The following is a 24,600-nucleotide window of genomic DNA, read 5'->3' as shown; positions in this document are numbered from 1 at the left end:
CTTGACGCTGAGCTTAATCAGTTTCCGAACTTTGCAATCACAATGGACTTTTCAATGGCGAAACAATCAAGCCTCTGGCTCACCCTGACACTGACTTTGGCGCTGGCCGCCACCGGCTGCTCCAGCTCCAGCAAAAACGACGTTCCGGACGAAGCACCGGAAGTGCTGTACCAGGATGCCCGGGAACGCCTGCAGGCCGGAAACTACATTCGCGCTGCCGAGTTGCTGGAAGCCATGGACTCGCGCTATCCGTTTGGTGCCTACTCCAATCAGGTACAGCTGGATCTCATTTATGCTTACTACAAACAGGACGATACAGTACGGGCGCTGGCCAACATAGATCGCTTTATTCGCCTGAACCCCAATCACCCCAGCGTGGACTATGCCCGCTATATGCGCGGTCTGACCAATATGTCGGCAGACTACAATTTCTTTCAGAACCTGTTCAACATAGATCGCGCAGATCGTGATCCTACCTATGCACGCCAGGCCTTTGCCGATTTTCGTCAGCTGCTGCGCCAGCACCCCGACAGTGTTTATGCCGCTGATGCCAAGGCCCGCATGATCAGCCTGAAAAACCGTCTGGCCCGATATGATCTGGCAGTGGCCAATTATTACGTAAAACGCAAAGCCTGGCTGGCTGCCGCCAACCGGGCCAAGTTTGTAGTGGAAACCTATCCCGACACCGAGCAACTCAAGCCCGCTCTTGAGATTATGGAGCAGGCTTACAACAAACTGGGCCTGACCGAAATGGCCAACCACGCCAAAGCAGTGCTCAAGGCCAACTATCCGGCGGGTTGAATTTTCTCCCCTTTGCTACCCAAGCCCCGCACTGCTGGGGCTTTTTTATGTCAATGCCCTAGCCACTGAGAGCCGGCCTTGGAGACCTGTGCGCCAGTTTTTGCCATTACGCATGAAATTTGCATTGCAACTTTTTCAAAATGATTGATCCCATTTGAATGCTGTGGATAAAATGCGCTTCGTGCGAAGCCTATCCCAGCGCCAAGCACGCCCTTTGATCGCTTCGGGTTTCGAGTTATCGCAAAACCAAAACAGAAGCCACGGCATGCTATTGCCCGGCAGCCGGCGGAGCGTATTTAAAAAACGGAAATGCAGCACAACACAGGGATCAAAATGACCTTTCAAAAATCACAACTGGCAGTGGCGGTTGCCATGGCTATCTCCATGTCTTCTTCGGCACTGGCTGCCGCCGACATTAATAGCAACGCTGGTATCATTACCCTCGAAGGTACGGGCTCGGTGAGCGTTGGTGGTGGAGAATCTAAAGCTATAAGCGAAATCCCAACCGTTTCGGATGGTGATGAAAACTACATTGAAACCAGCTCTCTCTTCGAGCCTAACCTTGCCAGCAAGGTGAATAGCGACACAACAAACTACCCCTACTCGGACGGCGCTCTCTACTACAGCAAAGACTATTCTTTACTGAACATTACCAATGCTAATCTCAGCCGAATGGACCTTGATCTGCGGAATGCCAATAGTGACGAAACTGCCGAGCCGACTGAGGAGTTTTTGACGGTTGGTAGTGAAAGTACCTTTGTTTTTGACGGCGTCACGTCTCAAGCAACCATTATCGAAACCAACGGTGCTCACATTGAGCATAACGGTACCGCTGCTGCCATTGCCATCAGCAACAGCAACCTGACCGGTGTAGATTTCGGCGAATTGGAAGAAGGGGACGAACCGGTTGTTCCCATCTGGAATGGAGCGAAAGAGCTACTGACCAACAATGGCGGCGAAATTGTTTCCATGGGGCTTGGCAATGCCATTGATATCGCTAAAAGCACCGTAGACGGATTGATCATCAATGAAGACTGGAGTAACTCCGAAGCCCCGATGAACGGCGGATTTATCACTGCCACTAAGGGCGCTGCCATCAGTGTGAATGGTGACAGCACTCTGACTGGCGGCATTCATAACGTATCTCGTGAGGACGCCGCAAAAATTGTGGGTGGTCGAACAGCTATTGAATTTAACGATAGCGCTCTGAATGGTTACATCGTAAACGAGCATTCAGGAGATAATCAGCCTGCCGGCTCGCAACCCATCATTCTTGGCAACAAGGTCGCCATCGCTTTCAACAACAGTCAGATTAATGGTGGCATTGTAAACGAAGGCATCATCGTGGCCGAAGGTGTTACCTGGTACGATGACTCTACCGGTAACGCCACCGATGAACAATTCGAAACACTGCTTGATAATAAGCTGACGGATACTTCCCTGCTGGAAGCCAATGGTGATGCTGCCATTCTGCTAACTCAGGGTAGCGTATTTAATGGCGATATAAACAACAGTGGACGTATCGCTGGTTTGTATGGCATTGGCTCATATACTAGTGGCGGAACCAACAATAGCTTCAACGGTAATATCAACAACAGTGGTATCATCGATGGTCGCCATATGGCCATCAGCCTGAACTCAACCCAGGTCAACGGTGCCATCAACAACGTCGGTACTATCAAGGCTGATCCTTCCTCTGCTCCTGAATATCCGAGTTATGGCATTTATATTGGTGACAGTGTGACCGGCAGTCTGACCATTAACCAATTGGCCGGCGAGCTAAATGGCGATACTGCTCTGCGCATGAACAGTGTTACCCGCACCAACTACACCGGTGGTCAGATCACCGGCAACGTGGCAAACCACGGTGGTACCTTCTATGTGGAAGGCAACCGCACCATTGCCGGTGACTATATGCAGACTGCCGGTTCAACCCTGGCCATGGACCTGCATCAAGAAACCAGCCTGACCGCTGATAATATCGATCTTCAGCCAGGCAGCCGGGTGTTGATCGACCTGAGCAAGGGCGATCTGTATGTGCAGAGTGGTACCAAAGTGGAACTGCTCAGGGCCAACGGCACCCTGACCGACACCAATGTTGACTATGTGGTGAGCTCCGATCTGGTTACTGTGGCCGAGGTTGAACGTAACGCCAATGGCAATCTGGTACTGACCTTTGACCGCACGTCCTACTCTGCAGGCATTCAGGAAGAGCTCAACAATAAACCGGCTACCGTCAGTACCCGCAAGACTCAGCAGATCCAGCAAGTGGCCCGGGTGTTTGACAAACTGGAACAACTGCCTGAAACCCCCGCCGTTCAACAGCTGAAGCAAATGATCCAGCGAAGCACCTCAAATACAGAGGATCTGGCTGAAGCGGTTGCTCAATACCTGCCCGATACTTCCGGTGCCAGCGTAGCCGCTGCCATGAATGCCAGCAGTCAGGCCGGCGCTCAGGTGTCCGTTCGTGCTCGTGGCCTGGCCTCCGGGGATGCTTTCACCAACAGTGGTCTCTGGATTCAAGGACTGGTGTCCAATGGCAAGCAGGATAATCGCCATGGTGAAGCTTATGATGCCGACAGCCGCGGCTTTGTGCTGGGTGCCGACACCGAGCTGAGCAGCGGCCTGGTGCTGGGTACGGCCTACAGCTTTGTCCGTAGCGAGAGCAAGACTGCCAGCAGCCGTACCGACTCCGATTACCACATGGCCACCGCCTATGGTGCTCAGGCCATCGGTCAGCTCCTGCTGGACGGACAGGTTTACTATGCCTGGGGTGATAACGACAGCAGCCGTAACATTGGTGCCAACGCCAATTACGACAGCAAACTGTATGGTGCCCGCGTAGGGGCCGGTTACCAGTTTGAGCCGGCGCATGCCACCCGCTTTGTTCCCACCCTGTCGCTGGAAGCGGCCCGCCTGTCGGTGGATGGGTATACCGAAACCGGCTCTCCCGCCGCCCTTACCATTGGTGAACAGGACTTTGATCGTCTGGAGCTGGGCCTGACCACAGAGCTGAGCAAAGACTATCAATTGAGCCATGCCATGGTAACGCCCAGCCTGATGCTGGGTGCCTTCCATGACTTTGAGTCCGAAGCTCAGAGCAGCACAGTGGCCTTTGCGGCCGCACCGGCGGAAACCTTTACTGTTTCCGGTCGCAAGCCCGAAGAAAACCGCTATGTGGCCGGTGTGGGTGTAGAGATAATGCGCGGTGACAACCTCACCGTTAGCGCCGAGTACAACTACAACTGGAATGGTGACGGCTTCGACGCCAACACCGGTGCCCTCAAGTTCCGCTGGGACTTCTGAGCTCGATAATATCCCTGTGTTTCAAGGCGAGCTTCGGCTCGCCTTTTTTGTTTATGGCCGGCAGCGCTGCTGCAAGGCGGCAAACGCCGGCCAGTCGATATGCCAGGGGCCGCCGTGGCCCACGCCCGGCAACTCTCTCACTCGCAGGCAGCGCTTGTTGGTCACGAGGGCAAGTTGCAGGTAAGTCAGTTCAGGGGGGATCTCGACATCGTCAGTGCCGGTGTAATGCAGCTGGGGCAATGTACTCAGCCCCTTCAGCAGGGCTGCATTGTGGCCAAAGGCTTCATCCCGCAGTCTGTGATAGCCGGTAAAGGCCGCTGTATCCAGGTTGCCCGCCACCGTTACCAGCCCGATCACATTGGGCAGTCTTGCCGCCAGTTGCACCGCCATATTGGCACCACCGGAAAAGCCCACCAGGATCAGTTTGCGCTCGGCAGATACAAGCTGTTGAATGGCCTGCTCCAGCTCGGCCACATGAGCAAAGCGGCGCTCGGTCCACTCACTAAAATGGCAGCCTCTGGCCGGGTTGGCGTCATACTGGCAGGGCCGGCCCAGATACAGCACTGAGCCGTGACTGTCTGCCGCCGCCAGTTTCAGCGCCACCGGATTATGAGGGGTGGGATCTATGGACGGCTGCCGGCTGTTACGCCAGGCCGCGCCATCCCCTTCAATATAAATACGCACTGGCTCTTCAGTGGCCAGCCGCCCCCAGACGCGAACCGGCAAGGTGGTGGAAACCGGCATGGAGACCAAGCTGCCCTGCCCGGCTATACGCCCAGCATTTTCACTACGCTGGTCATCGGCAGGTGCCGTGCAACCGGCCAGCGCAAGTGCCAGTGCCAGCCCGTGAAGGTTTTTTTTCTTGTTCATGATGATTGCAACGACTCCAGAAACCGCAGGCTGCGAATGCCGTACCAGCACAGGGGTTCGCCGTCGATAAGCAAAGCGTCGAGCTGCAGCTCGTCTTTTACTGCGTTCAGCTTGCCGGCAAAGGGATAGGGCTCGCTGGCACAGAGCAGCACGGGCTTGTGCTGCACCAGCCAGTTTTCATCCACCTCGGGATAACGTTCGCCGGGGGTTATCAGCGGGAGTCCCAGGTGAGTAAACAGGGAGTGAATAAAGGTATCTGTGCCCACCGTCATATATGGCTTACGCCAGATAAGGTAAAGCAGCGGCCGGTCATCATTGAGTACCGACAGACTGCTGTTATGTTTATCGGACAGCAAGGGCAGCTGACGGCCTGAGCGGCTGACAGGTGCGGCCAGCGCGGCACGATAACGCTCGGCCATATGCAAAAGCGCGTCACAATTCAGCGCCTTTGCCAGCTGCTCCAGCGCCGCCGGCATGGCCTGTACCGAGGTCACATTCGTGGCTACCCAGGGGTAAGGACAACTGTCGGCCATGGCCTGAGTGTTTTCTTCCTGGTCGAACACCACCATGTCCGGCGTCTGCGCCGCTACCTTTTCCCAGTTCACGTCTTTGGTACCGCCTACAACAGGTATGGTGCTGACGCGGTCGGCCGGATGCACACAGTAGCGGGTACGCCCCACTACATTTACACCGGCTTCAATCAGGGTTTCGGTCCAGGAGGGCACCAGACAGACCACTCTTAACGGACTGGCAGCACTCATTGGCCAAAATAGGCCTTAAGAAAGTCATCAAAACTGACCGAGTCGGACTCTTCCTGCTTGCGCTGGCGGGCAATGGAGCGGGCCCCTTCTTCATCAAAGTAGTTGTCATCCCAGTAACGGGGGGTCACGCCGGCAAAATGTTCGCCGTAGCGACGTGACAGCTCCATGCCAAAGGGCAAAATGTCAGTGTTGCGTTGTTTCAGCTCGCTCAGCACTTTTGCCGACAGGGTCAGCCCGGGATCGCGCATGGCCGCCAGTTGCTGCTGGTGAGCCTTGCCGTAACAGCCCCTGCCACAGCAGGCGTCAAGCAGTGCCGCCACGTCTGCCAGCTCGGCAAAGTAATGCTCGCCCAGTTCCTTTATGGTGATGTCGTCCTGGTTAAACTGCTCCAGCATAAGGCCGGGCTTGCGCCCTTCCATCACCACCTTGTTGAAATTGCGCCGGTTAAGGGCAATTTCGTCTTCTTCCAGCGGTGCCGAGGGCGTGAGCAGACACCAGAGCAGGAAGGTATCGAGAAAACGGATCTGCTCAGGCGCTATGCCCACCGGCGAGAAGGGATTTACATCCACCGAGCGCACTTCAATGTATTCCACGCCTCTCGCTTCCAGCGCTTCTGACGGTTTTTCGCCGCTTTCGGCGGTGCGCTTGGGCCGGATAGGCGCGTACAGCTCGTTTTCGATTTGCAGCACATTGTCGTTGAGCTGACGGTATTCGCCATCCACTTTCACGCCGATGCGGGCAAATTCCGGCGCATGGGTGCCAATGGCCCGGCGCAGGCTGGCAACATATTCATCCAGGCTGTTCAGGGAAATATTCAGTCCGGCCTGAGCATTGTTGGTGTAGCCCAGATCCGACATGCGCAATGAAGTGGCATAAGGCAGATATAGGGTGCCCTTGCCCAGCCGCTCAAAGGGCAGTTTATGCTCCCGGCCCTGCAGAAAGGAGCCACACAATGCCGGCGAGGCACCAAACAGATAAGGAATAAGCCAGCCAAAGCGGTAGAAATTACGAATCAACCCCAGGTAGGCTTCAGAAACAAAATCCTGCAGATAACTGCCGTTACCTTCCAGCTCGTGCCAGTCTACCCAGAAGCTGTCGGGCATGGAGAAGTTAAAGTGTACTCCCGAGATCACCTGCATGCTGCTGCCATAACGATGATGCAGCCCCTGCCGGTAGAGGGTTTTCATGCGGCCCACATTGGAACTGCCATATTGCGCCAGGGGAATATGTTGATCTCTTTTCAGCAAACAGGGCATGCTCAGCGGCCAGAGCTGTTCGCCATCCAGGTGACGCACCGTATAACGATGAATATCACTGAGCTGAGCCAGCAAGGTTTCTACCGAGTCAGATACCGGCGTAATGAACTCCATCAGTGACTCGGAAAAATCAGTGGTGATATGAGCATGGCTCAGGGCCGAGCCCAATGCACTGGGATGGGGGGTATGCGCCAGCTGGCCGTCGGGAGTAATACGCAGACTTTCACGCTCTATGCCGCGACGAATGCCCTTGATGGAAGGCAGTTTGTCGGAACGCTGAAATGCCCGAAGGCGCTGCTGCAGGGAAGCGGTTGTTTTGGTCATTATGGTTCGCTCTTGGCCGCGGTGCTTGTTAGCACCGCGGGAGGCTTGGCCTCGTTATTCAATGATTAAATCGTGCATGGGAAGATTGAGTTCTGCCAGTGATTTTTCAAGTTTTGTCTTGTCACCGGCAACGACAATAACCATTTTCTCAGGATCCAGCCACTTTTTGGCCTGTTCGGTCAGGGTAGCGGCATCTACTTCAGACACAATTTGCTGCTGCTGGCTGAGGTAATCCGGCGACAGCTCCAGCATGGCCAGGTTCAGCAGAAAACCGGCTTTCTTGCCCAAGGTTTCATAACTGAGGGCATCCTGCTGGGAGTAACTGCTCTTTAGATAGGCCAGCTCTTCCGCCGTGGGTCCTTTAGCAGCAAATTGCTGCATTTCCTGCAGAACTTCGGTAATGGCACCGGCGGTGGCATCACCGCGTACATCTGCCGATACCACAAAGGCGCCCGCTTCCCGGTTGCCGCTGAAGTAGGAATAGGCACCATAGGTATAGCCCTTGTCTTCCCGCAGGTTCTGGTTAATACGGCTGTTGAAGTTGCCACCCAGGTTATAGTTCATCAGCTGGCCATAAAAGTAGGGGCCAGTAGCATCCACCGGCAACGCCCGGCGGCCTGCCCGCAATACGGACTGAACCGCCCCGGGCATATCAATAACATAAATACCCGGCTCGGCGGCCTGTTCCGGCACGTCAATTGCCGGCAACGCCGGAGCATCCCCTTGCCATTGGGTCAAAAAGCCAAGCTGCGTTTTTGCCTGCTCGGCAGACAGGTCGCCGGCAATAATCACATGGCCGTTTTTGGGGTTGTAGTAGCGCTGATAAAAGGCTTTTACCTGCTCCAGCGTAAAGCTTTCCAGATTTTCCGGCAGGCCCTCGTCGGGCAGACCCAGCCGGCTGTTGCCATACATCAGCTCATTAAACCCTTGCTGTGCCAGCCAGGACGGCTGATTACGACTCTGGGCCATGGACTCCAGCATACGCGCTTTTACCTTGTCGAAATCTGCCTGACGAAAACCCGGATGGAACAGCAGCTCTTTCACCAGCTCAAGAGTCGCAGGCAGCTGGTCAGTCAGGCTGGTCACTTCTATCAGGTTGGTATAAAAACCACTGCGCACATTCACACTGGCCCCCAGCCGCTCCAGCGCCTCGCTGAAGTCACCATTACTGAGCCGCTCGGTCCCCTGATCCATCATGGCAGCAGTCAGAGCCGCCAGCCCTGCTTCGCCCTCGGCTTCGGCGCGCTGGCCGCCGGGAAGGGCAAAGATCAGCGACACAGCCGGAATTTCATCGTTTACCGTGCCCAGAAGCTGAATATTGTCGCCAATGGTTTCCTGCCACAGCGGTGGCACAGCCACACTCACCGGCTCGCCGGCATCGGGTATCACACTGCGGTCAAAGTCGTCCTGCACGGTGCGCAGGGGCAGCTCGTCAATATGCTGCCGCTCGGGCAGCTCCCGCTCGGGCGTGACATAATCCGGCTCCGCGGCCTGCCACTCGGTCTTGCCCGCAGGCACCACACTCAACAGAGCGTGAGGCTGATTTTTGAGATAGCGCTGATAGGCAGCGGTGACTTCATCGGGCGTGGTGCCGGCCAGTTGTCGCCAGGCATTGATGGCATACAGGGGATCGTCCTGCAGCACCTGCCCCAGTGACAGCTGACGGGCCTTGCCCCTGGCGCTGTCGAGGCCAAGAATAAGATCAGCGCGCAACTCGGTCACTGCCTTGGATACGTCCTCGGGCTGAATGCCGCGCTCCACCACGCTGTTGATAATGCGCTCCACATCGGCCTTGAGCGGAGTCAGATCGCCGTTTTTCGACGGGTTGGCGTAGGCCCAGATGCTGAAGGTACAGGCCAGCTCGGAGCAGTAGTGCCCCGCTCCTGCCGACACCGCCTTGCCGGTTTCTACCAGTTCCTGATAGAGCAGCGAACTCTTGCTGCCACCCAGCACATTGGCCAGCACATCCAGCGCCGCTTCGTCTTTGTTACCCAGCCAGACGGTAGGGTAAGACACATACAGCATGGGCATGCGAATGCGTGAGTCTTCCAGGGTCTGATGACGGTTGCGTTCCAGTTTTGCCGGGGCCGGCTCGGCCCGCTTGACCTCGGGGCCGGCAGGAATGGGACCAAAGTATTTTTCTATCCACGCCAGCGTCTGCCCGGTGTCGAAATCACCGGAGATCACCAGGGTGGCGTTATTGGGGCCATACCAGCGCAGAAAGAAAGCCTTGAGATCGTTGACGTCAACTCTGTCCAGATCTTCCACATAGCCGATGGTCGGCCAGCTGTAGGGGTGATCGCGGGGGTAGAGCAGCTCATCCATGCGCTCGCCCACCAGGCCATAGGGCTGGTTATCAATGCGCTGGGCCCGCTCGTTCTTGACGGTATCGCGCTGAATTTCAAATTTGCGCTGGCTCACCGCCTCCAGCAGAAAGCCCATGCGATCGGCTTCCAGCCAGAGCACCTTCTCCAGATGATTGGCGGGCACGGTCTGAAAGTAATTGGTTCTGTCCTGATTGGTGGTGCCGTTCATGGTGCCGCCGGCTTCATTGATCAGGCGAAAATGCTGCTGATCTCCCACATGCTTGGATCCCTGAAACATCATGTGCTCAAAAAAATGCGCAAAGCCGGTTTGATCCGGCTCTTCCCGCGCGGATCCGACATGGTAGGTCACTTCCACATGAGCCAGGGGATCGGACTTGTCGGGGTTGAGGATCACCGTCAGACCATTATCCAGCCGGTACTGCTGGTAGGGGATCACCAGCTCATCCTGACCTTGCTCCACTGTTTTTATCAGCGTGGGGGCTGCCTGAGCGGCCAGCGGGCACAACAAGAGTAACAACGACCAATACTTCATGAAGTTTCCTTATGTTTACAACAATGCCGGTCAGCCCCGCAGCAGCACCTTGCCACGGGTATGACCGGTTTCTATCTGGCGGTGGGCGTCAGCCCCGTCGGCCAGCTCAAAGACCTGGCTTACTTCCACTGTTAGCCGCCCTTCTGCTACCGCATCGGCCAGCATGGCCAGCTGCTCATTATCATTCTCCTTGAGCATGCCAGTGGCACGAATACCTTTCTTTTGGGCGGCAGCAATGACCTGATCGGCAGTAATGGTGGGCACCGTCACCACACGGCCATTTGGTTTCACCTGAGACAAAAGTGTTTCACCAGAAGTTCCCCCCACCAGATCAAGAAACAGATCCACCGGCGCTATGCTGGCCACAGCCGCATGATCGTGATAATCCACCACTTCGTCGGCACCCAGCCCTGTCACAAAGTCCTGATTGGCCGTTGAGGTCAGCGCCACCACAGTGGCACCTTCCGCTTTCGCCAGCTGTACCGCCAGGTGCCCCACACCACCTGCAGCGGCGGAAATCAGCACCCGCTCGCCCTGTTGCAGGCCACTATGAACCATCAGTCCCTGCCAGGCGGTAGTGCCGGCCAGCGCAAGGCCACCGGCCATTTCGTAAGAGACTTCATCAGGCAGCGGCATCATTTCATCGCAATTCACTACCAGTTCTTCGCTGTAGGCTCCGCCTCTTACCAGCCCGAATGCTCGGTCTCCGGGCATAAAGCGACATACCTCCGAACCGACTTCCAGTACTTCTCCGGCCACTTCAAAACCCGGTGACCAGGGCAAGCTGTCTTTGATGGCTTCAGCTCCCCAGCCCAGCCCGGCTCGGGTTTTGGCGTCCACCGGGTTAACGCCGGCGTAATGCATTTTAAGACGCATTTGCTTGGATGCCAGCGGCGGATGGTCGGCTTCGGTCAGTTGCAGTTTTTCCGGGCCGCCAAAGGCAGTAATGACAAGCTGTTTCATATCGGACTCCTTTTCCATGTGAGGCTCATGTGAGCAGCACCATAGCACGGCTTTGTTCAGGCCTGAAGGCTGGTTGGCGTGCCGCCTCGGTCTTGCTACAGTGCAATGAAGCATAGACGACAACCCCAGAGGAATGGCCATGACCCGATTGTTTTTGCTACCGCTTATTCCAGCGCTGCTGTGGTTTTTCTTTTTGCTGTACCACCACATTCCCATCAAAAAAGGGGCCAAAGGGTTTTACTGGATAATGGGCCTGGGCTGGGGTCTGGCGGCCTTCCTCAGTCTGATGATGGTGCTCACCCGCTAACACACAGCTTTGTTTTCACCAGTAGTTTTCCATCAGGATCTGACCGGGTTTACGGCGCAGGTGTTTCTGCAGGCCTTTGTTTTTTAGTTCAGTAAGAGTGTCACGCACCATTTGCGGGTTGCCGCAAAGCATCACCCGGCTGTGCTCTGGAGTGAATGGGAGGCCGGCCTTTCGCTCCAGACTGCCATCACTGATGGCATGAGTAATGCGGCCGGTCTGGGTGCCGCCGGTGTCTTCGCGGGAAACAAAAGGAATATACTGAAACTGACTGCGCCCTTCAGTGAGCTCTGCTATCTGTCGCCGATAACCCAGCTCGTCGGCAAAACGCACGCCATGCACCAGCACAATGTTCTCGAACTGCTGCCAGCAGCTGCCTTCCGCCAGCATGGAAACAAAGGGCCCCACCCCGGTGCCGGTGGCCATCAGCCACAGGTCACGGCCAGGGGGCACTTCATCCAGGGTAAGAAAACCGGCGGCACTATGCTGCACCAGCAGTTCGTCACCCACCTCAAGATTGGCCAGCCAGGGTGTAAGCTGCCCTTCAGGAATGGTGATCACATAAAACTCGGGGTCCTGCCCCGGGGCATTGACATAGGAGTAGGCCCGGGCCACTTTTTTATCGTCTGTGTGCAGAGCCAGTTTGGTGAACTGACCGGCCTTGAACGTTGCCACATCAGCATCCAGCACCAGTGAAAAAAGATTATTCGACCAGGTTTTACGGGCTTTGACCCGCGCTGTGATCCAGTCTGCCATAGTGCGCCCTCCCTCAGTGTTTCTTCCACTTTAGCCGGAACGCGGGCAATAAAAAACCCGCGACAAGCGCGGGTTTTTTCAAAGCGGTGCCTTAACTCAGGCAGCTACCACCTGAATGGTAACAGTCGCTTTAACATCAGCGTGCAGCTGAACACCGATTTCGTATTCACCTACGTTACGCAGAACGCCGTCGTACAGACGAACTTCGCTCTTGGCTACTTCAACACCGGCAGCAGTGATGGCATCGGCCACGTCACGGGCACCGATGGAGCCGAACAGCTTGCCTTCGTCGCCAGACTTGGACTCGATAACAACGGCTTCCAGAGCAGCCAGTTGATCAGCACGGGCCTGGGCAGCAGCCAGCTGATCGGCCAGTTTGGCTTCCAGCTCGGCGCGGCGAGCTTCAAACGCTGCTACGTTGTCTTTGGTCGCCAGTACTGCTTTGCCCTGAGGCAGCAGGAAGTTACGGGCATAACCGGACTTTACGGTTACCTGGTCACCCAGGCCGCCCAGCTTGGCGATTTTATCCAGCAGAATTACTTGCATGATTACCTTTCCTCTTTACAGGTACGAGTTAGGCCGCTGCTTACTTGTGCAGATCGGTGTAAGGCAGCAGGGCCAGGTAACGAGCGCGTTTGATCGCACGGGCCAGCTGGCGCTGATATTTAGCGCGGGTGCCGGTGATGCGGCTCGGTACGATTTTACCGGACTCGGTGATGTAGTTCTTCAGGGTAGCGATGTCTTTGTAATCGATCTCGGTAACACCGTCAGCGGTGAAACGGCAGAACTTACGACGACGGAAATAACGTGCCATGATTCTCTTCCTCTACTAAAACGTGAATTACTCGGCAGCGGCTTCGGCGCGAGCATCGTCGCGACGGGGCTGACGCTCTTCCTTGGCCTTGGCCATTTCGGAAGGCTCGGTAACGGCTTGCTTGGTGCGCATGATCATGTTGCGCAGCACGGCGTCGTTGTAGCGGAAGTTGGTTTCCAGCTCGTCGATCACAGCCTGGTCAGACTCAACGTTCATCAGAACGTAGTGAGCTTTATGCAGTTTGTTGATCGGGTAAGCCAGCTGACGACGGCCCCAGTCTTCCAGACGGTGGATTTGACCACCGGCAGTAGTGATGGCGCCGGTGTAGCGCTCGATCATGCCGGGAACCTGTTCACTCTGGTCAGGGTGAACCATAAATACGATTTCGTAATGACGCATGGATTGCTCCTTACGGGTTATAGCCTCTGCGCGGGCTCAGTCACACCAGCGGAGGCAAGGAACTTGGGTTTTAATGACTGATTTCAAGGCGGCGTAGTTTAAGACATAACCAACGGAAAAGAAAGCTTTAAGCTATCAGCTATAAGCTGTAAGTCGCCCGAGTGGTCTGCAGGCTGATATTGGGTAATCTGTAGGTGCCCATTTATGCGGCGCAAATCATCTGGCTGCTCTGCATCAACAGCCATGGCCTTCCATATCAAACATCACCGTTGTCTGACCCGCCAGCTACCACCGCAAAAATCATTCGGCAATGCAGTGCCACAGATCCAGGCATCAGCTAACAAACAACTTGTTTTTCTTACGGCTTACAGCTGGCCGCTTACAGCTACGCGCTAGCGTAAACGGCGTTGCAGCCCGATGGCGGCAATAACGATAAGCGCGCCCAGATACACGTTCCAGTCAGGGAACTCACTAAACAGCGCCATGCCCATCAGGGTGACGAAAATCAGCCCTGAGTATTCACTGGCGGCAATTTTGCTGGCATCGGCCATGGCGTAGGCCATGATGCAGATGCCCTGATAAATAATGCCCACCAGGGTGGAGCCAATCAGCAGCCACCACACATCAGCCGGAATCGGCTGCCAGCCGGGCAATGCCAGCACCAGACTGACGGGAATGGACAGCGCCTGGGTCATAAACAGGGTGGCCAGCACAGAGCGCCCTGTGGGCAGACGGCGCACCAGCACATTGGAAGCGGCCATCGACAGCGCGGTGAGCAACGCCACCCAACCAGCCCAGTGCCATTCGGCCGGGTTGAGCACCACCAGAATGCCGCCAAAGCCCAGCAGGCTGACCGCATAGGTGGCCGGGCGCACCGATTCCCGGCTTATCAATGCTGCCAGTGGCAACGTCAGCAGGGGTGCGGCATAAAATACCGCATTGGCGGTGGCCAGCGGCAAGTACACCAGACTGATAAATACACAGGAAGAGCCCATCAGCAGCAAGTGGCCACGCAGGCAATGAATTTTCCATTGGCCCCAGCCTCTGCGCTCCGGTGCCAGCCGCCACCAGAACGGCAGCAGCAATAACGACGTCATGGTAAAGCGCAGAAATACATACTGGTAAGGGGTGATCTGGCTCTGGCCCATGAGTTTAACCAGCACGTCGCCAAACGAGATCATCAGGTTGCCGAGTACCAGCAATAAGATCGCCAGCAGCTGAGTGTCAGCCCGCATACGGCCCACTAGCTGTTGCATGTCAATTCCATTACCCGCGCTGACGCACCATTTCAAACAGGCAGACACCGGTGGCTACCGACACATTCAGGCTGGAAACGGAGCCGGCCATGGGAATGTTGACCAACTCGTCGCAGTGCTCCCGGGTCAGACGGCGCATGCCCTTCCCCTCGGCCCCCATCACCAATGCCAATGGCCCGGTAAATTTGGCCTGATAAATGCCGTGATCCGCCTCACCGGCGGTGCCCACCACCCAGATACCCTTGTCTTGCAGGGCCCGCAGGGTGCGCGACAGGTTGGTCACCTGAAACAGCGGCACTACCTCGGCAGCGCCACAGGCCACCTTGCGCGCTACCGGGGTCAGGCCGGCAGACTTGTCTTTGGGCACTATCACTCCATGCACACCGGCAGCATCGGCGGTGCGCAGGCAGGCCCCCAGGTTATGGGGGTCGGTGACGCCGTCCAGCACCAGCAACAGTGGCGTCTCGGTACGCGCCAGCAGCGCATCCAGATCCGACTCGTTTAATGCCGGCAATGCCTTGATCCGGGCCACCACTCCCTGATGCTGAGCACCGCCTGCCTTGTTATCCAGCGTCTGACGATTGGCCAGCTGGGCGCGCACACCCAGTTGGTGCAATTGGTTTTGAACCTCTTGCAGACGGGCGTCTTCCCGGCCCTTGAGCAGCCAGACTTCCAGTATGTTTTCAGGATGATTTTCCAGGGCGGCGTTCAGGGCATGAATGCCGAAGATCAGTTCACTACTCATGTTTGTTCTCGGGATTGGGGATTGGGGATTAGGGAATGGGGAATAGGGGATGGGCTCAGGTATTAACCAGTCCCTGTTCCCTAATCCCTATTCCCAAAACTTAATCAGCGGCGCTTGCGGCTGCGGTTACGAGAGCGGGACTTGCCGCTTTTCTCGCCTTGTTCACCCTTGTCACCGCCCTTGCCGCCAGTGGGCTTGGCACGCTGACGCGACTTGAGGTTTTTGGCACCCTTGCCGGTTTTGCCTTCGCCTTGCGGTGCGTCTTCCACCAGCTCAAAGTCAATCTTGCGCTCATCCAGATTGACGGCCATGACCTTAACCCGAATCTTGTCACCCAAACGGTAGCGGCGACGGAAGTTTTCACCAATCAGCTGCTGGCGGGCAGGATCAAACTGGTAGTAGTCATTCTGCAGGCTGGAAATATGTACCAGACCATCAATATGAAACTCATCCAGGCGCACAAAGAAGCCAAAGCCGGTGACGTTGGCAATGGTACCGCCAAACTCGTTGCCTACATGGTCCAGCATGTATTCACACTTGAGCCAGTCGGCTACATCACGGGTGGCGTCATCGGCACGGCGCTCTGTCAGTGAGCAGTGCTCACCCATGGGGGCCACCTGATCATACTGGTAAGGCACGCCGCCGGTCTTGCTGCCGCCGCCGCCATGCATTTTTGCCAGCTGAGCCTTGATAGCGCGGTGCAGGATCAAATCCGGATAACGGCGAATGGGTGAAGTAAAGTGAGCGTAAGACTTCAGTGCCAGACCAAAGTGACCGTTATTCTCGGCCTGATATACCGCCTGCTTCATGGAGCGCAGCAGCATGGTCTGAATAAGCTCCGCATCGGGCCTGTCTTTTATCTGCTCGGCAAGCAGGGCGTAATCCGCCGGCTCCGGCTCAAGGCCGCCTTTCAGCTCCAGGCCCAGCTCGCCCAAAAAGCTGCGGAAGCCGGTGAGTTTTTCTTCACCCGGCTTATCATGCACCCGGAACAGCGCGTGCGCTTCCTGCTTTTCAATAAAGCGGGCGGCAGCCACGTTGGCCATGATCATGCACTCTTCGATGATCTTGTGCGCGTCGTTGCGCACCACCGGCACAATGCGTTCAATCTTACGCTGCGGATTAAACACAAAGCGGGTTTCTTCGCTTTCAAACTCCACGGCACCACGCTGATGGCGGGCTTCCTTCATCGCATGGAACATGCGGTTCAGCTCTTCCAGATGCGGCACCAGCGGCGCGTAACGCTCACGCAGGGCCTCATCTCCTTCCAGAATGGCAGCCACTTTGGTATAGGTCAGGCGGGCATGGGAGTTCATCACCGCTTCATAGAACTTGAAGCCAGACAGTTTTCCGGTAGCGGATATGGTCATTTCTGCCACCATGCACAGCCGGTCTACCTGAGGGTTGAGTGAACATAAACCGTTGGATAATACCTCGGGCAGCATGGGAATCACCTGCTCGGGGAAGTAAACCGAGTTGCCGCGCTGATAGGCTTCCGCATCCAGCGCCGTGTTGGGGCGCACATAGTAGGATACATCGGCAATGGCTACCCACAGCCGCCAGCCGCCGGAGCGCTTGGGCTGACAGTGCACCGCATCGTCAAAGTCGCGGGCATCTTCGCCGTCTATGGTGACCAGCGGCAGATCGCGTAAATCCTTACGGCCCACCTTGGCTTCTTCCGGCACTTCTTCGCTCAGTTTGGCGACCTGTTGCTTCACCTCTTCCGGCCACACATGAGGAATGCCGTGAGTGCGCAGGGCAATTTCAATTTCCATGCCCGGGTCCATGGTTTCACCCAGCACTTCAATGACCTTGCCAATACCGGTCATGCGCTTGGTAGGACGCTGGGTAATAGTGATCACCACCACCTGGCCCATCCGTGCACCCATGGTCTCACCCTGCGGAATAAGGATATCCTGGGCAATGCGGCTGTCGTCGGGTACTACATAGCTGACACCGTTCTCAACAAAATAGCGACCCACCACGTCCAGGCTGCGGGACTCAAGTACACGAACCAGCCGCGCCTCACGGCGGCCACGGGAGTCAAAGCGCAAGGGCTGCACCAGCACATAGTCACCGTGCATCACGGCGTCCATTTCACGCTGGGCGAGGAACAGATCATCGCCGCCGTCTTCCGGACGCACAAAACCAAAGCCGTCGCGGTGGCCGATGACCTGGCCTTTAATCAGGTTCAGCTTGTCGGGCAGGGCGTAACATTTATTACGGGTAAACACCAGCTGGCCATCGCGTTCCATGGCACGCAGACGGCGGCGCAGAGCTTCTTCCTGCTCTTCACCGGCCAGATTCAGCTCGGCAAAAATTTCATCCCGGTTAGCCGGTGTCTTGCGCTGTTTCAGGTGCTCAAGAATAAACTCCCGACTGGGAATCGGGTTTTCGTATTTTTCGGCTTCCCGTTGTTGGAAAGGATCTTGGTGTTCTGACATAAGAAGGTCCGTTTGAGCACTGTGATAGAAGGATGTATATCAACAGAATAAGAATAACAAGTGACAGTACGTCCGGTTAAGCCAGTGCTCGCATTAACCGGACATCAGTCACCGGGGAAGCCGCCGTTATTTACAGGGTTTTCAGCATTTCTTCCGGCAGCGCCAGGTTCTGGTTGCTGTTTACACCAATGCCCCGCTCGATAATATTACGGGCGATGGCCTTGGCCTCGTCCAGCGAGTGCATCACATAGGTGCCGCACTGATATTCATTAAGTTCCGGGATCTCGGACTGATTTTCTACCTTGAGCACGTCTTCCATGGCGGCTTTCCAGGCGGCAGCAACCCGCTGCTCGTCGGGCGCGCCCACCAGACTCATGTAGAAACCGGTACGGCAGCCCATGGGAGAAATATCGATAATCTCCACATTGTCGCCGTTAAGGTGGTTACGCATAAAGCCGGCAAACAGGTGCTCCAGGGTATGAATGCCCTTTTCAGAAAGAATTTCCTGGTTGGGCAGACAAAAACGCAGATCAAAGACAGTAATGGTGTCTTTGTTGGGAGTCGCCATGGTTTTGGCAACACGAACCGCAGGCGCCTCCATACGGGTATGATCTACGGTAAAACTGTCCAGCAGTGGCATGGAATACGTCCTCAATTCAAATTCAATCAATCAATCATTGTGGCAAAAAAACCGGGCGGTTGAAACCGGGGAATGGGGAGCAGGGAATGGGGATTGGATAGTTACAGTCACTAATCCCTATTCCCCAGTCCCTCAACATCACACCGCTTCTTCGTTTTGCTCGCCGGTGCGAATGCGGATCACCTGGCCCACATCGAGCACAAAAATCTTGCCGTCGCCTATTTTGCCGGTGCGGGCGGTGCTTTCAATGGCCTCGATGCAGGACTCCACCAGCTCGTCCTGCACCACTAGCTCCAGCTTGACCTTGGGCAGGAAATCCACCATGTACTCGGCACCCCGATACAGCTCGGTATGGCCCTTCTGACGACCAAACCCTTTGACTTCAGATACCGTCATGCCGGTAATGCCGCGCTCGGCCAGGGCTTCGCGCACATCGTCGAGCTTGAAGGGCTTGATAATGGCTTCAATTTTTTTCATCGGTGGCTCCTTACCAGTTTGTTTTGCCAAATCCCGAAGTAATGGGGTAACGCCTGTCCTTGCCAAAGTTGCGGGCGGTAATGCGTGGCCCCACGGCGCTCTGGCGGCGCTTGTATTCATTGATGTCGACCAGTTTGATCACCCTGCGTACATCGGCTTCATCAAAACCGGCAGCCAGTAATTCAGCCAGGGACTTATCCTGCTCTACGTAGCCTTCCAGAATGGCGTCGAGCACATCATAGGGCGGCAGGCTGTCCTGGTCGAGCTGATCCGGTGCCAGCTCAGCCGACGGCGGCCGGTCAATAACCCGCTGAGGGATCACATAGCCAAGCGTATTACGGTAGCGGCACAGTTCAAACACCAGGGTTTTGGGCACGTCCTTGATGGGGGCAAAACCGCCCACCATGTCACCGTAGAGGGTGCAGTAACCCACCGCCACTTCACTCTTGTTGCCGGTGGTCAGCACCAGCCGGCGGCGCTTGTTGGAAATGGCCATCAACAGCACACCGCGAGCACGGGCCTGCAGGTTTTCTTCCGTGGTGTCGCGCTCTGTGCCCTCAAACATAGGTGCCAGCTGGCCCATAAAAGCGTCGAACATGGGCTCGATGGAGACGATATCGAACTCCACGCCAAGACGCTCTGCTTCCTCTCTGGCATCTTCCACGCTGATGGAGGCGGTATAACGAAACGGCATCATCACCGCCTGTACTTTGTCCTTGCCCAGCGCATCGGCGGCAATGGCCAGGGTCAGGGCCGAGTCGATACCGCCGGACAGGCCCAGCACGGCACCGTTAAAGCCATTTTTATTCACGTAATCCCGGGTGGCCAGCACCAGCGCCTGATAAATTTCAGCCAGGGGATCAAGGGCTGGCTGAATATCACCCGGCACAGGCGCGCCCTGCTCAAACTTCATCAACGTCAGTGCGTCGGCAAAGGCCGGCAGGCTCTGGGTGAGTTCGCCTTCGGCGTTGAATATCTTGGAGCGGCCGTCAAACACCAGCTCGTCCTGGCCGCCCACCTGATTGAGATACACCAGTGGCAGCTGGTTATCACGGCTGCGCTGGGCCAGCAGCTCTTTGCGGATCCAGGCCTTGCCCTTGTGATAGGGCGAGGCATTCAGGCTGAGCACCAGCCCGGCGCCGGCGGCTTTTGCTGCCGCCATGGGGGCCGGCTCCCATACATCTTCACAGATCAGCAGGCCCAGTTTGTGATCCTTGAACTCAATCACGCAGGATTCGCTACCGGCAGTGAAATAACGCAGCTCATCAAACACACCGTAGTTGGGCAGCAACTGCTTGAAATAACGGCCTTGTAGTTTGCCCTGATAATAGAAAGAAGCAGCGTTATACAACTTGCCCTCTTCGCGCCAGGGATGACCCACCACCAGGGCGATGTTCTGGCTGGCGGCGGCCAGTTCGTTCAGGACGCTGGCAACCCGCCGATGCAGATCGTCGCGATACAGCAAATCTTCGGGCGGGTAGCCGGTCACCGCCAGCTCGGGAAACAGCACCAGATCCGCGCCCTGCTCAGCGGCATTGGCGGCGGCGGTCAGCATTAGTTGCGTGTTGTGTTCAATGGCACCGACGGTCGGATTAAGCTGGGCCAGCGCCAGAGTAAGATGTGAGGGCATGATCTGTCTGTCAGGTAAAAAAGCAATAGCTGCCATAGTAATGAAAGACGGCCGGATTGTCAGGTTTCTCAGTACTCAAGGAGCCGCTGTCACCTCGACAGTCAGCTCGGCTGTGATCCAGTCATTGTCTTCCTCAAAAGGGGATATGGGGGTGTTAGTGGTAAGGCCACTGTTGCTGCGGAGGATACTGGCTGTGACTGTTGTCTCTCCTTCGCCACCAGCTTGCAACTCTCCTCGTATATTAATGCTGGCAACATCCTCACTATCAACATGCCAAGCCACCCTATCACTTAAATCCTTTGGTGGCTCCCAAGGAAGAAACTGAAAGAAATCACTCGCCAGCAATTTGTCAAGCGAGGTATCCTCACCATCTTCCATCCGGGATAACAAAGACTCACGATACTCGGGAGAGATAATATCCACGTAGATACCTTTTGCCTCCAGCTCAGTGTTGGTTGATGGCACCACACTGATTTCATTATCTTCTCCCAGGTATTTATGGAAGCTACCAAGATCAACAGGTAGCGTATAACCAGCCACATTATAATTCGCCCCATCCTTTATCTGAGCTCGAACATACTCAATTACTACCTTCTTAAAATACTCCTGATACTTGGCTTTATTATTAATAAAAAAACCTTTTGGAAAGATGTCAAAGGTGACCAGATTCCAGTCACTGGCCACGAAAAAATAGCCATCAAGTCGCACCAGACGACAGGCCTCTTTATAGGTTGACGTATGTGTATGAGCATTATTTTTAGCCTTGATAGCATCGTACCAGTGAATGAAGCCACCATTTGGGACATCAAAATGATTCTTACAGCACAGGTCACAAAAATCATCCTGATCTTTATTTTTAGGAACACCTGTATTTATCTGTGAAGGGGATTCCTCACCTTTTTTCCAGTATGAAAAGTTACCAAGCAAAGTTCGCTGTGCTGGCTGTTGAGGTGAAGCGGTACCACTCAGCTTACAATTGCAGGACACCGTTTCCAACTCTTGTTCCTGCACCTTATTATTTGATGCATCATAGATAGTGGTTTTTTCACTCACTCTGACACTGGTGGAGTCATTCTTGGCGACCGTGATCAACGGCTTGCTGGTTTCCTGCTTCAAGCCCCCTCCCAAATCGATAGGGACGACATCAGGCAACGCACCAGGAGTATGCTCAACTTCGACCCTGCTCTTGCCTGCACTGTCCATTCCGAGGGCAGTACCAAAGGGGCCGCTGATGGCTGAGATATTTGATGAAACTTCCGATTCCAGAGCAAAACTCAGCGCTTCACCACCGTCGTTCCAGTTAATGATAACGGTAACCTGCTTTTTTATTGTCTCTTGCTCACTCGGCGATGGCGTAACCCAGGCATTGTTCCAGGCATAATCAGTCACGGCCCAGGTACGTTCATACTCAATATTATTCAGGTTGACACTATCAGTGCCGTTAGTGATTGCAATAAAGCCGATCCGATTCTGAAAACGACGCAGCTCATCCAGTTTGGATTCCGCCAGGCGCATAGCCACTTCCCGGCTACGACCGTCTCTGCTGTATTCCAGATAGGTTTTATTCAGTTGCAGCAAAGTGCTGGCGGTGGCTGCCACAATCACAAAGGCAAGCACCACTTCAATCAACCCAAATCCGTCTTGCCGTTGCATGATGCCTCCTGTTACCAGTCCTTCCAGCTGCCGGAAATAACATTCAAATTTACAAAAGGACTGCCAGCATCAGCATCCGCCAATCTTACAATAACATCCTGATCATAGATTGCATCATAACTCCCTGTAGGCAGCTCGATATCTTCATAATTTGAAATTAAAATGCCATATAACCTAGCACCACCATTCACTTTAACGCTAAATTTTGAACCAACTCCAGCATGAGAGTCATAGGCAAATACAACACCATAGACACTATAATTACCACTAATAGTTAAATCACTGTCTTTCAGTACAATAACAACAGGAGACGTAGCACCTAAGTTCGCACTAACCGAACAGTCTGAAACTCCTTGGATAATGTAAAAACCACCATCTTTAATAGCCATTTTACTGCAAGTGTTTAAAACTGCCGTTGCACTTGACTCAAGATATGCCCAACCAGCAGCGTTATCAGAAACATTAAAAATATATTCAACCAAATTATCCGGGAAGTTATTCGTGTCATTATCAACAATATCTAACCATTTTTTATTTTTTGTGCTGTATGCAGTGTCGCTATTACAACCATCCTGATATGCCTGCAGACTGCAAGTTTTGGCATTTCCACTCAAGGTTGTAGCCTCTTTTGACCAGACAGATACAGGAACACCTGGCCCGCCTCCGTTAGGATTCGCAACGATTGTGATATTGCCATTCGCGGGCAGGTTACCCGACAGCATAAAAGGAGCTGCACGCTTTAGATTTTCTTCATCGAGAAGGGCTCTTTCTGCCACCTGTACACTCACGGTGGCTTCACTTCCATTGGGCAATATCGCCACCGACTTCAGTTGCCAGATACCGGGAATGGGTACTCCCTTTTCCATGGTGACGGTATAACTCGCTGTCGCCGCCGAGGAGCTTAACGTTCCTGAAAGGCTGGTAGCCAGAGGATCTACCTTAAGCCTTGCCATGGCCTCGGCAATGCCTTTTTCCGCTGCTGCCTGAGCGATGCGGTATTCAATTTCATTCAGCGTAATGCGCTTGTCGGAAATCAGTACCTTACCCACAAATACAGAAACAGCCACCAGCATAGACACCAGTACCAGCGTGATGGTGAGAGTAGCAAAGCCTTTTTGAGAGTTAGTAGCCATCATTTCTTAACTTTACCTCCCGCTGCAAAGTCACCGACAATGCCGGCCGGCTAATATGAGATGCACTCAGAGTAAGTCGTATGCTGCGCATGCCGGCGGCACTGCTGCCCGGTACCAGTTCAAAGCGCACATCATCAATCGAGATTTCCTGCTCGGACATAAACCTGAGCCAATAACTGTTGTTATTGCATAAGGTAGAGATGTTAGTGGTTTTATCATTGGAAGCATCACACTTTCCTCCGCTGCTCGTACTTCGGCACTGTAGTTCTTTGTCAGCGGCGTCATAACGGTAAGCCTTCACCACCTCTCCATCGTCCCAGTATTTGATACGAATGCAGTCCGGAGTGCTGCCATTGGAGGCATATAAGTCATCGGTAGTAGAAAACACTATTGCTTCCGCAGCGGATGCCGAAGAGGCATCGCCATTCATGCCCTGAGCGGCACTGGGGTGATATCCCGCCCGCTTAATATCCCGCACCATAATATCGGTGACCGCCTGCACATCCTGATTCAGCCGCGACAGCATTAGCGTGGTATTACCGGACACAATCACCGCAGAAAATAATGACAGGGCTCCGGCCACCACCAGCAAACCAGCCACTAGCGACACCAGCATTTCTACCAGGCTCATGCCCTGCTGACGCTTAATCACGAAGAGCATGAAGGCACCCCTATCAGGCCATCAACAGCGCAGGTTCTTATCCGGCCGGTATTGGAAGTAACAAGCTTCATCATATGGTGGCCGTTAGAAAGCTGTACATTACCACTGGAGAGACTGCTTCGCCTTGGGCCAAAAGTCAGCCGACCGGAGGAATAGGAAGCAGTCAGCATCATATACGGGTAGCTCTGGCTACTGACTGTTTCGATAATATCCCCGGAGCAATCCGGCGAATCGTGTAGTGCATAACTCCAGTCTGCAGTGCCTGAGTTGGTAAAACACACCGTCACTTCCCGATTGCGCTTAATCGCCTCGCTGCGGGCCAGTTGCAGGTCGGCATACACCGCCATGCCGGCGCTGCGCACCGTGTATTGCTCGCGCAGACTCTGAAAGCCAGGCACTGCCAGGCTGGTCAGCACTGTCATCACCACCAGGCCCACCAACAATTCAATCAGGGTCAGGCCACGTTGCTTTTCGTTGTTCACCGCCTCGGCCTCCTAATCTCAGGCAATGTCTAAACTGAAGTAAGCTTGAGACAGGGCCAGACTTTAAAC

22 protein-coding genes are annotated in these 24,600 nt (G+C 54.9%); 3 read left to right on the top strand and 19 right to left on the bottom strand.

Features of this window, described 5'->3' with window-relative positions; translation table 11 throughout:
* Positions 1–54: 54 nt before the first annotated feature.
* Both R0I78_RS03230 and R0I78_RS03225 read left to right on the top strand, forming a co-directional pair.
* The gene (locus tag R0I78_RS03230) at positions 55–801 is read left to right on the top strand and encodes an outer membrane protein assembly factor BamD (protein WP_317074293.1); all 747 of its coding nucleotides are present in this window, start codon (positions 55–57) and stop codon (positions 799–801) included.
* A gap of 333 nt (positions 802–1,134) precedes the next feature.
* Entirely contained in the window at positions 1,135–4,107 is a 2,973-nt protein-coding gene (locus R0I78_RS03225) for an autotransporter domain-containing protein (RefSeq protein ID WP_317074292.1), read from the top strand.
* A 51-nt stretch (positions 4,108–4,158) separates the two neighbouring features.
* Here R0I78_RS03225 and R0I78_RS03220 read toward each other — a convergent pair whose 3' ends face one another.
* From R0I78_RS03220 to R0I78_RS03200, 5 genes are read right to left on the bottom strand one after another with little or no spacing between them, the layout of a single operon-like run.
* Positions 4,159–4,977 (bottom strand): hypothetical protein, encoded by an 819-nt coding sequence (locus R0I78_RS03220; protein WP_317074291.1) that lies wholly within the window; start codon positions 4,975–4,977, stop codon positions 4,159–4,161.
* Positions 4,974–5,738: a helical backbone metal receptor gene (locus tag R0I78_RS03215; RefSeq protein ID WP_317074290.1), complete on the bottom strand. Its 765-nt coding sequence runs from the start codon at positions 5,736–5,738 to the stop codon at positions 4,974–4,976. The genes R0I78_RS03220 and R0I78_RS03215 overlap by 4 nt, the downstream gene beginning before the upstream one ends.
* Entirely contained in the window at positions 5,735–7,318 is a 1,584-nt protein-coding gene (gshA, locus tag R0I78_RS03210; protein WP_317074289.1) for a glutamate--cysteine ligase, read from the bottom strand. Before gshA ends, R0I78_RS03215 begins: the two co-directional genes overlap by 4 nt.
* Before the next feature lie 54 nt (positions 7,319–7,372).
* The gene (locus tag R0I78_RS03205) at positions 7,373–10,177 is read right to left on the bottom strand and encodes a pitrilysin family protein (protein WP_317074288.1); all 2,805 of its coding nucleotides are present in this window, start codon (positions 10,175–10,177) and stop codon (positions 7,373–7,375) included.
* A 30-nt stretch (positions 10,178–10,207) separates the two neighbouring features.
* Positions 10,208–11,140, bottom strand: a complete 933-nt coding sequence (locus R0I78_RS03200) for an NADP-dependent oxidoreductase (protein WP_317074287.1) — start codon at positions 11,138–11,140, stop codon at positions 10,208–10,210.
* A gap of 139 nt (positions 11,141–11,279) precedes the next feature.
* On the opposite strand from R0I78_RS03200, the gene R0I78_RS03195 reads away from it, so the two are divergent.
* Positions 11,280–11,447 (top strand): hypothetical protein, encoded by a 168-nt coding sequence (locus tag R0I78_RS03195; RefSeq protein ID WP_156816528.1) that lies wholly within the window; start codon positions 11,280–11,282, stop codon positions 11,445–11,447.
* A 15-nt stretch (positions 11,448–11,462) separates the two neighbouring features.
* Here the strand turns inward: R0I78_RS03195 and R0I78_RS03190 are convergent, their stop codons facing one another.
* The 14 genes from R0I78_RS03190 to R0I78_RS03125 form a co-directional block, all read right to left on the bottom strand.
* Positions 11,463–12,200, bottom strand: a complete 738-nt coding sequence (locus R0I78_RS03190; protein ID WP_317074286.1) for a ferredoxin--NADP reductase — start codon at positions 12,198–12,200, stop codon at positions 11,463–11,465.
* A 96-nt stretch (positions 12,201–12,296) separates the two neighbouring features.
* On the bottom strand, positions 12,297–12,746 hold the full coding sequence (rplI, locus tag R0I78_RS03185; protein WP_107850821.1) for a 50S ribosomal protein L9: 450 nt from the start codon (positions 12,744–12,746) through the stop codon (positions 12,297–12,299).
* A gap of 40 nt (positions 12,747–12,786) precedes the next feature.
* A complete protein-coding gene (rpsR, locus tag R0I78_RS03180; RefSeq protein WP_014291460.1) occupies positions 12,787–13,014 on the bottom strand; it encodes a 30S ribosomal protein S18 in 228 nt (75 codons plus the stop codon).
* Between the two features lie 27 nt (positions 13,015–13,041).
* The gene (gene rpsF, locus R0I78_RS03175) at positions 13,042–13,413 is read right to left on the bottom strand and encodes a 30S ribosomal protein S6 (protein ID WP_019936035.1); all 372 of its coding nucleotides are present in this window, start codon (positions 13,411–13,413) and stop codon (positions 13,042–13,044) included.
* A 392-nt stretch (positions 13,414–13,805) separates the two neighbouring features.
* Positions 13,806–14,669 carry a DMT family transporter gene (locus R0I78_RS03170; RefSeq protein WP_019936036.1) on the bottom strand — a complete coding sequence of 288 codons (864 nt, stop codon included), beginning with the start codon at positions 14,667–14,669 and terminating at the stop codon, positions 13,806–13,808.
* Positions 14,670–14,679: 10 nt separating this feature from the next.
* Entirely contained in the window at positions 14,680–15,414 is a 735-nt protein-coding gene (gene rlmB, locus R0I78_RS03165) for a 23S rRNA (guanosine(2251)-2'-O)-methyltransferase RlmB (RefSeq protein ID WP_317074285.1), read from the bottom strand.
* Positions 15,415–15,518: 104 nt separating this feature from the next.
* Positions 15,519–17,855 (bottom strand): ribonuclease R, encoded by a 2,337-nt coding sequence (gene rnr / locus R0I78_RS03160; protein WP_317074284.1) that lies wholly within the window; start codon positions 17,853–17,855, stop codon positions 15,519–15,521.
* 130 nt (positions 17,856–17,985) lie between these two features.
* Entirely contained in the window at positions 17,986–18,495 is a 510-nt protein-coding gene (gene luxS / locus R0I78_RS03155; protein WP_019936039.1) for an S-ribosylhomocysteine lyase, read from the bottom strand.
* Between the two features lie 138 nt (positions 18,496–18,633).
* Positions 18,634–18,972, bottom strand: coding sequence for a nitrogen regulatory protein P-II (gene glnB, locus R0I78_RS03150; RefSeq protein ID WP_019936040.1), 339 nt, complete (start codon positions 18,970–18,972; stop codon positions 18,634–18,636).
* A 10-nt stretch (positions 18,973–18,982) separates the two neighbouring features.
* Complete coding sequence (locus tag R0I78_RS03145) at positions 18,983–20,602, bottom strand: NAD+ synthase (RefSeq protein ID WP_317074283.1); 1,620 nt, start codon at positions 20,600–20,602, stop codon at positions 18,983–18,985.
* A 75-nt stretch (positions 20,603–20,677) separates the two neighbouring features.
* Positions 20,678–22,255 carry a type II secretion system protein gene (locus tag R0I78_RS03140; protein WP_317074282.1) on the bottom strand — a complete coding sequence of 526 codons (1,578 nt, stop codon included), beginning with the start codon at positions 22,253–22,255 and terminating at the stop codon, positions 20,678–20,680.
* Positions 22,256–22,266: 11 nt separating this feature from the next.
* Positions 22,267–23,391 carry a pilus assembly PilX N-terminal domain-containing protein gene (locus R0I78_RS03135; RefSeq protein WP_317074281.1) on the bottom strand — a complete coding sequence of 375 codons (1,125 nt, stop codon included), beginning with the start codon at positions 23,389–23,391 and terminating at the stop codon, positions 22,267–22,269.
* On the bottom strand, positions 23,378–24,049 hold the full coding sequence (locus R0I78_RS03130; RefSeq protein WP_317074280.1) for a prepilin-type N-terminal cleavage/methylation domain-containing protein: 672 nt from the start codon (positions 24,047–24,049) through the stop codon (positions 23,378–23,380). Before R0I78_RS03130 ends, R0I78_RS03135 begins: the two co-directional genes overlap by 14 nt.
* Complete coding sequence (locus R0I78_RS03125; protein WP_317074279.1) at positions 24,037–24,531, bottom strand: GspH/FimT family pseudopilin; 495 nt, start codon at positions 24,529–24,531, stop codon at positions 24,037–24,039. The genes R0I78_RS03130 and R0I78_RS03125 overlap by 13 nt, the downstream gene beginning before the upstream one ends.
* Positions 24,532–24,600 lie beyond the last annotated feature (69 nt).

The organism is Oceanimonas sp. CAM02 (assembly GCF_032842915.1).
Taxonomy (GTDB): Bacteria; Pseudomonadota; Gammaproteobacteria; order Enterobacterales; family Aeromonadaceae; genus Oceanimonas; species Oceanimonas smirnovii.
The sequence above is the reverse complement of the archived record's forward strand: the minus strand, read 5'-3'. Positions and strand labels throughout refer to the sequence as shown.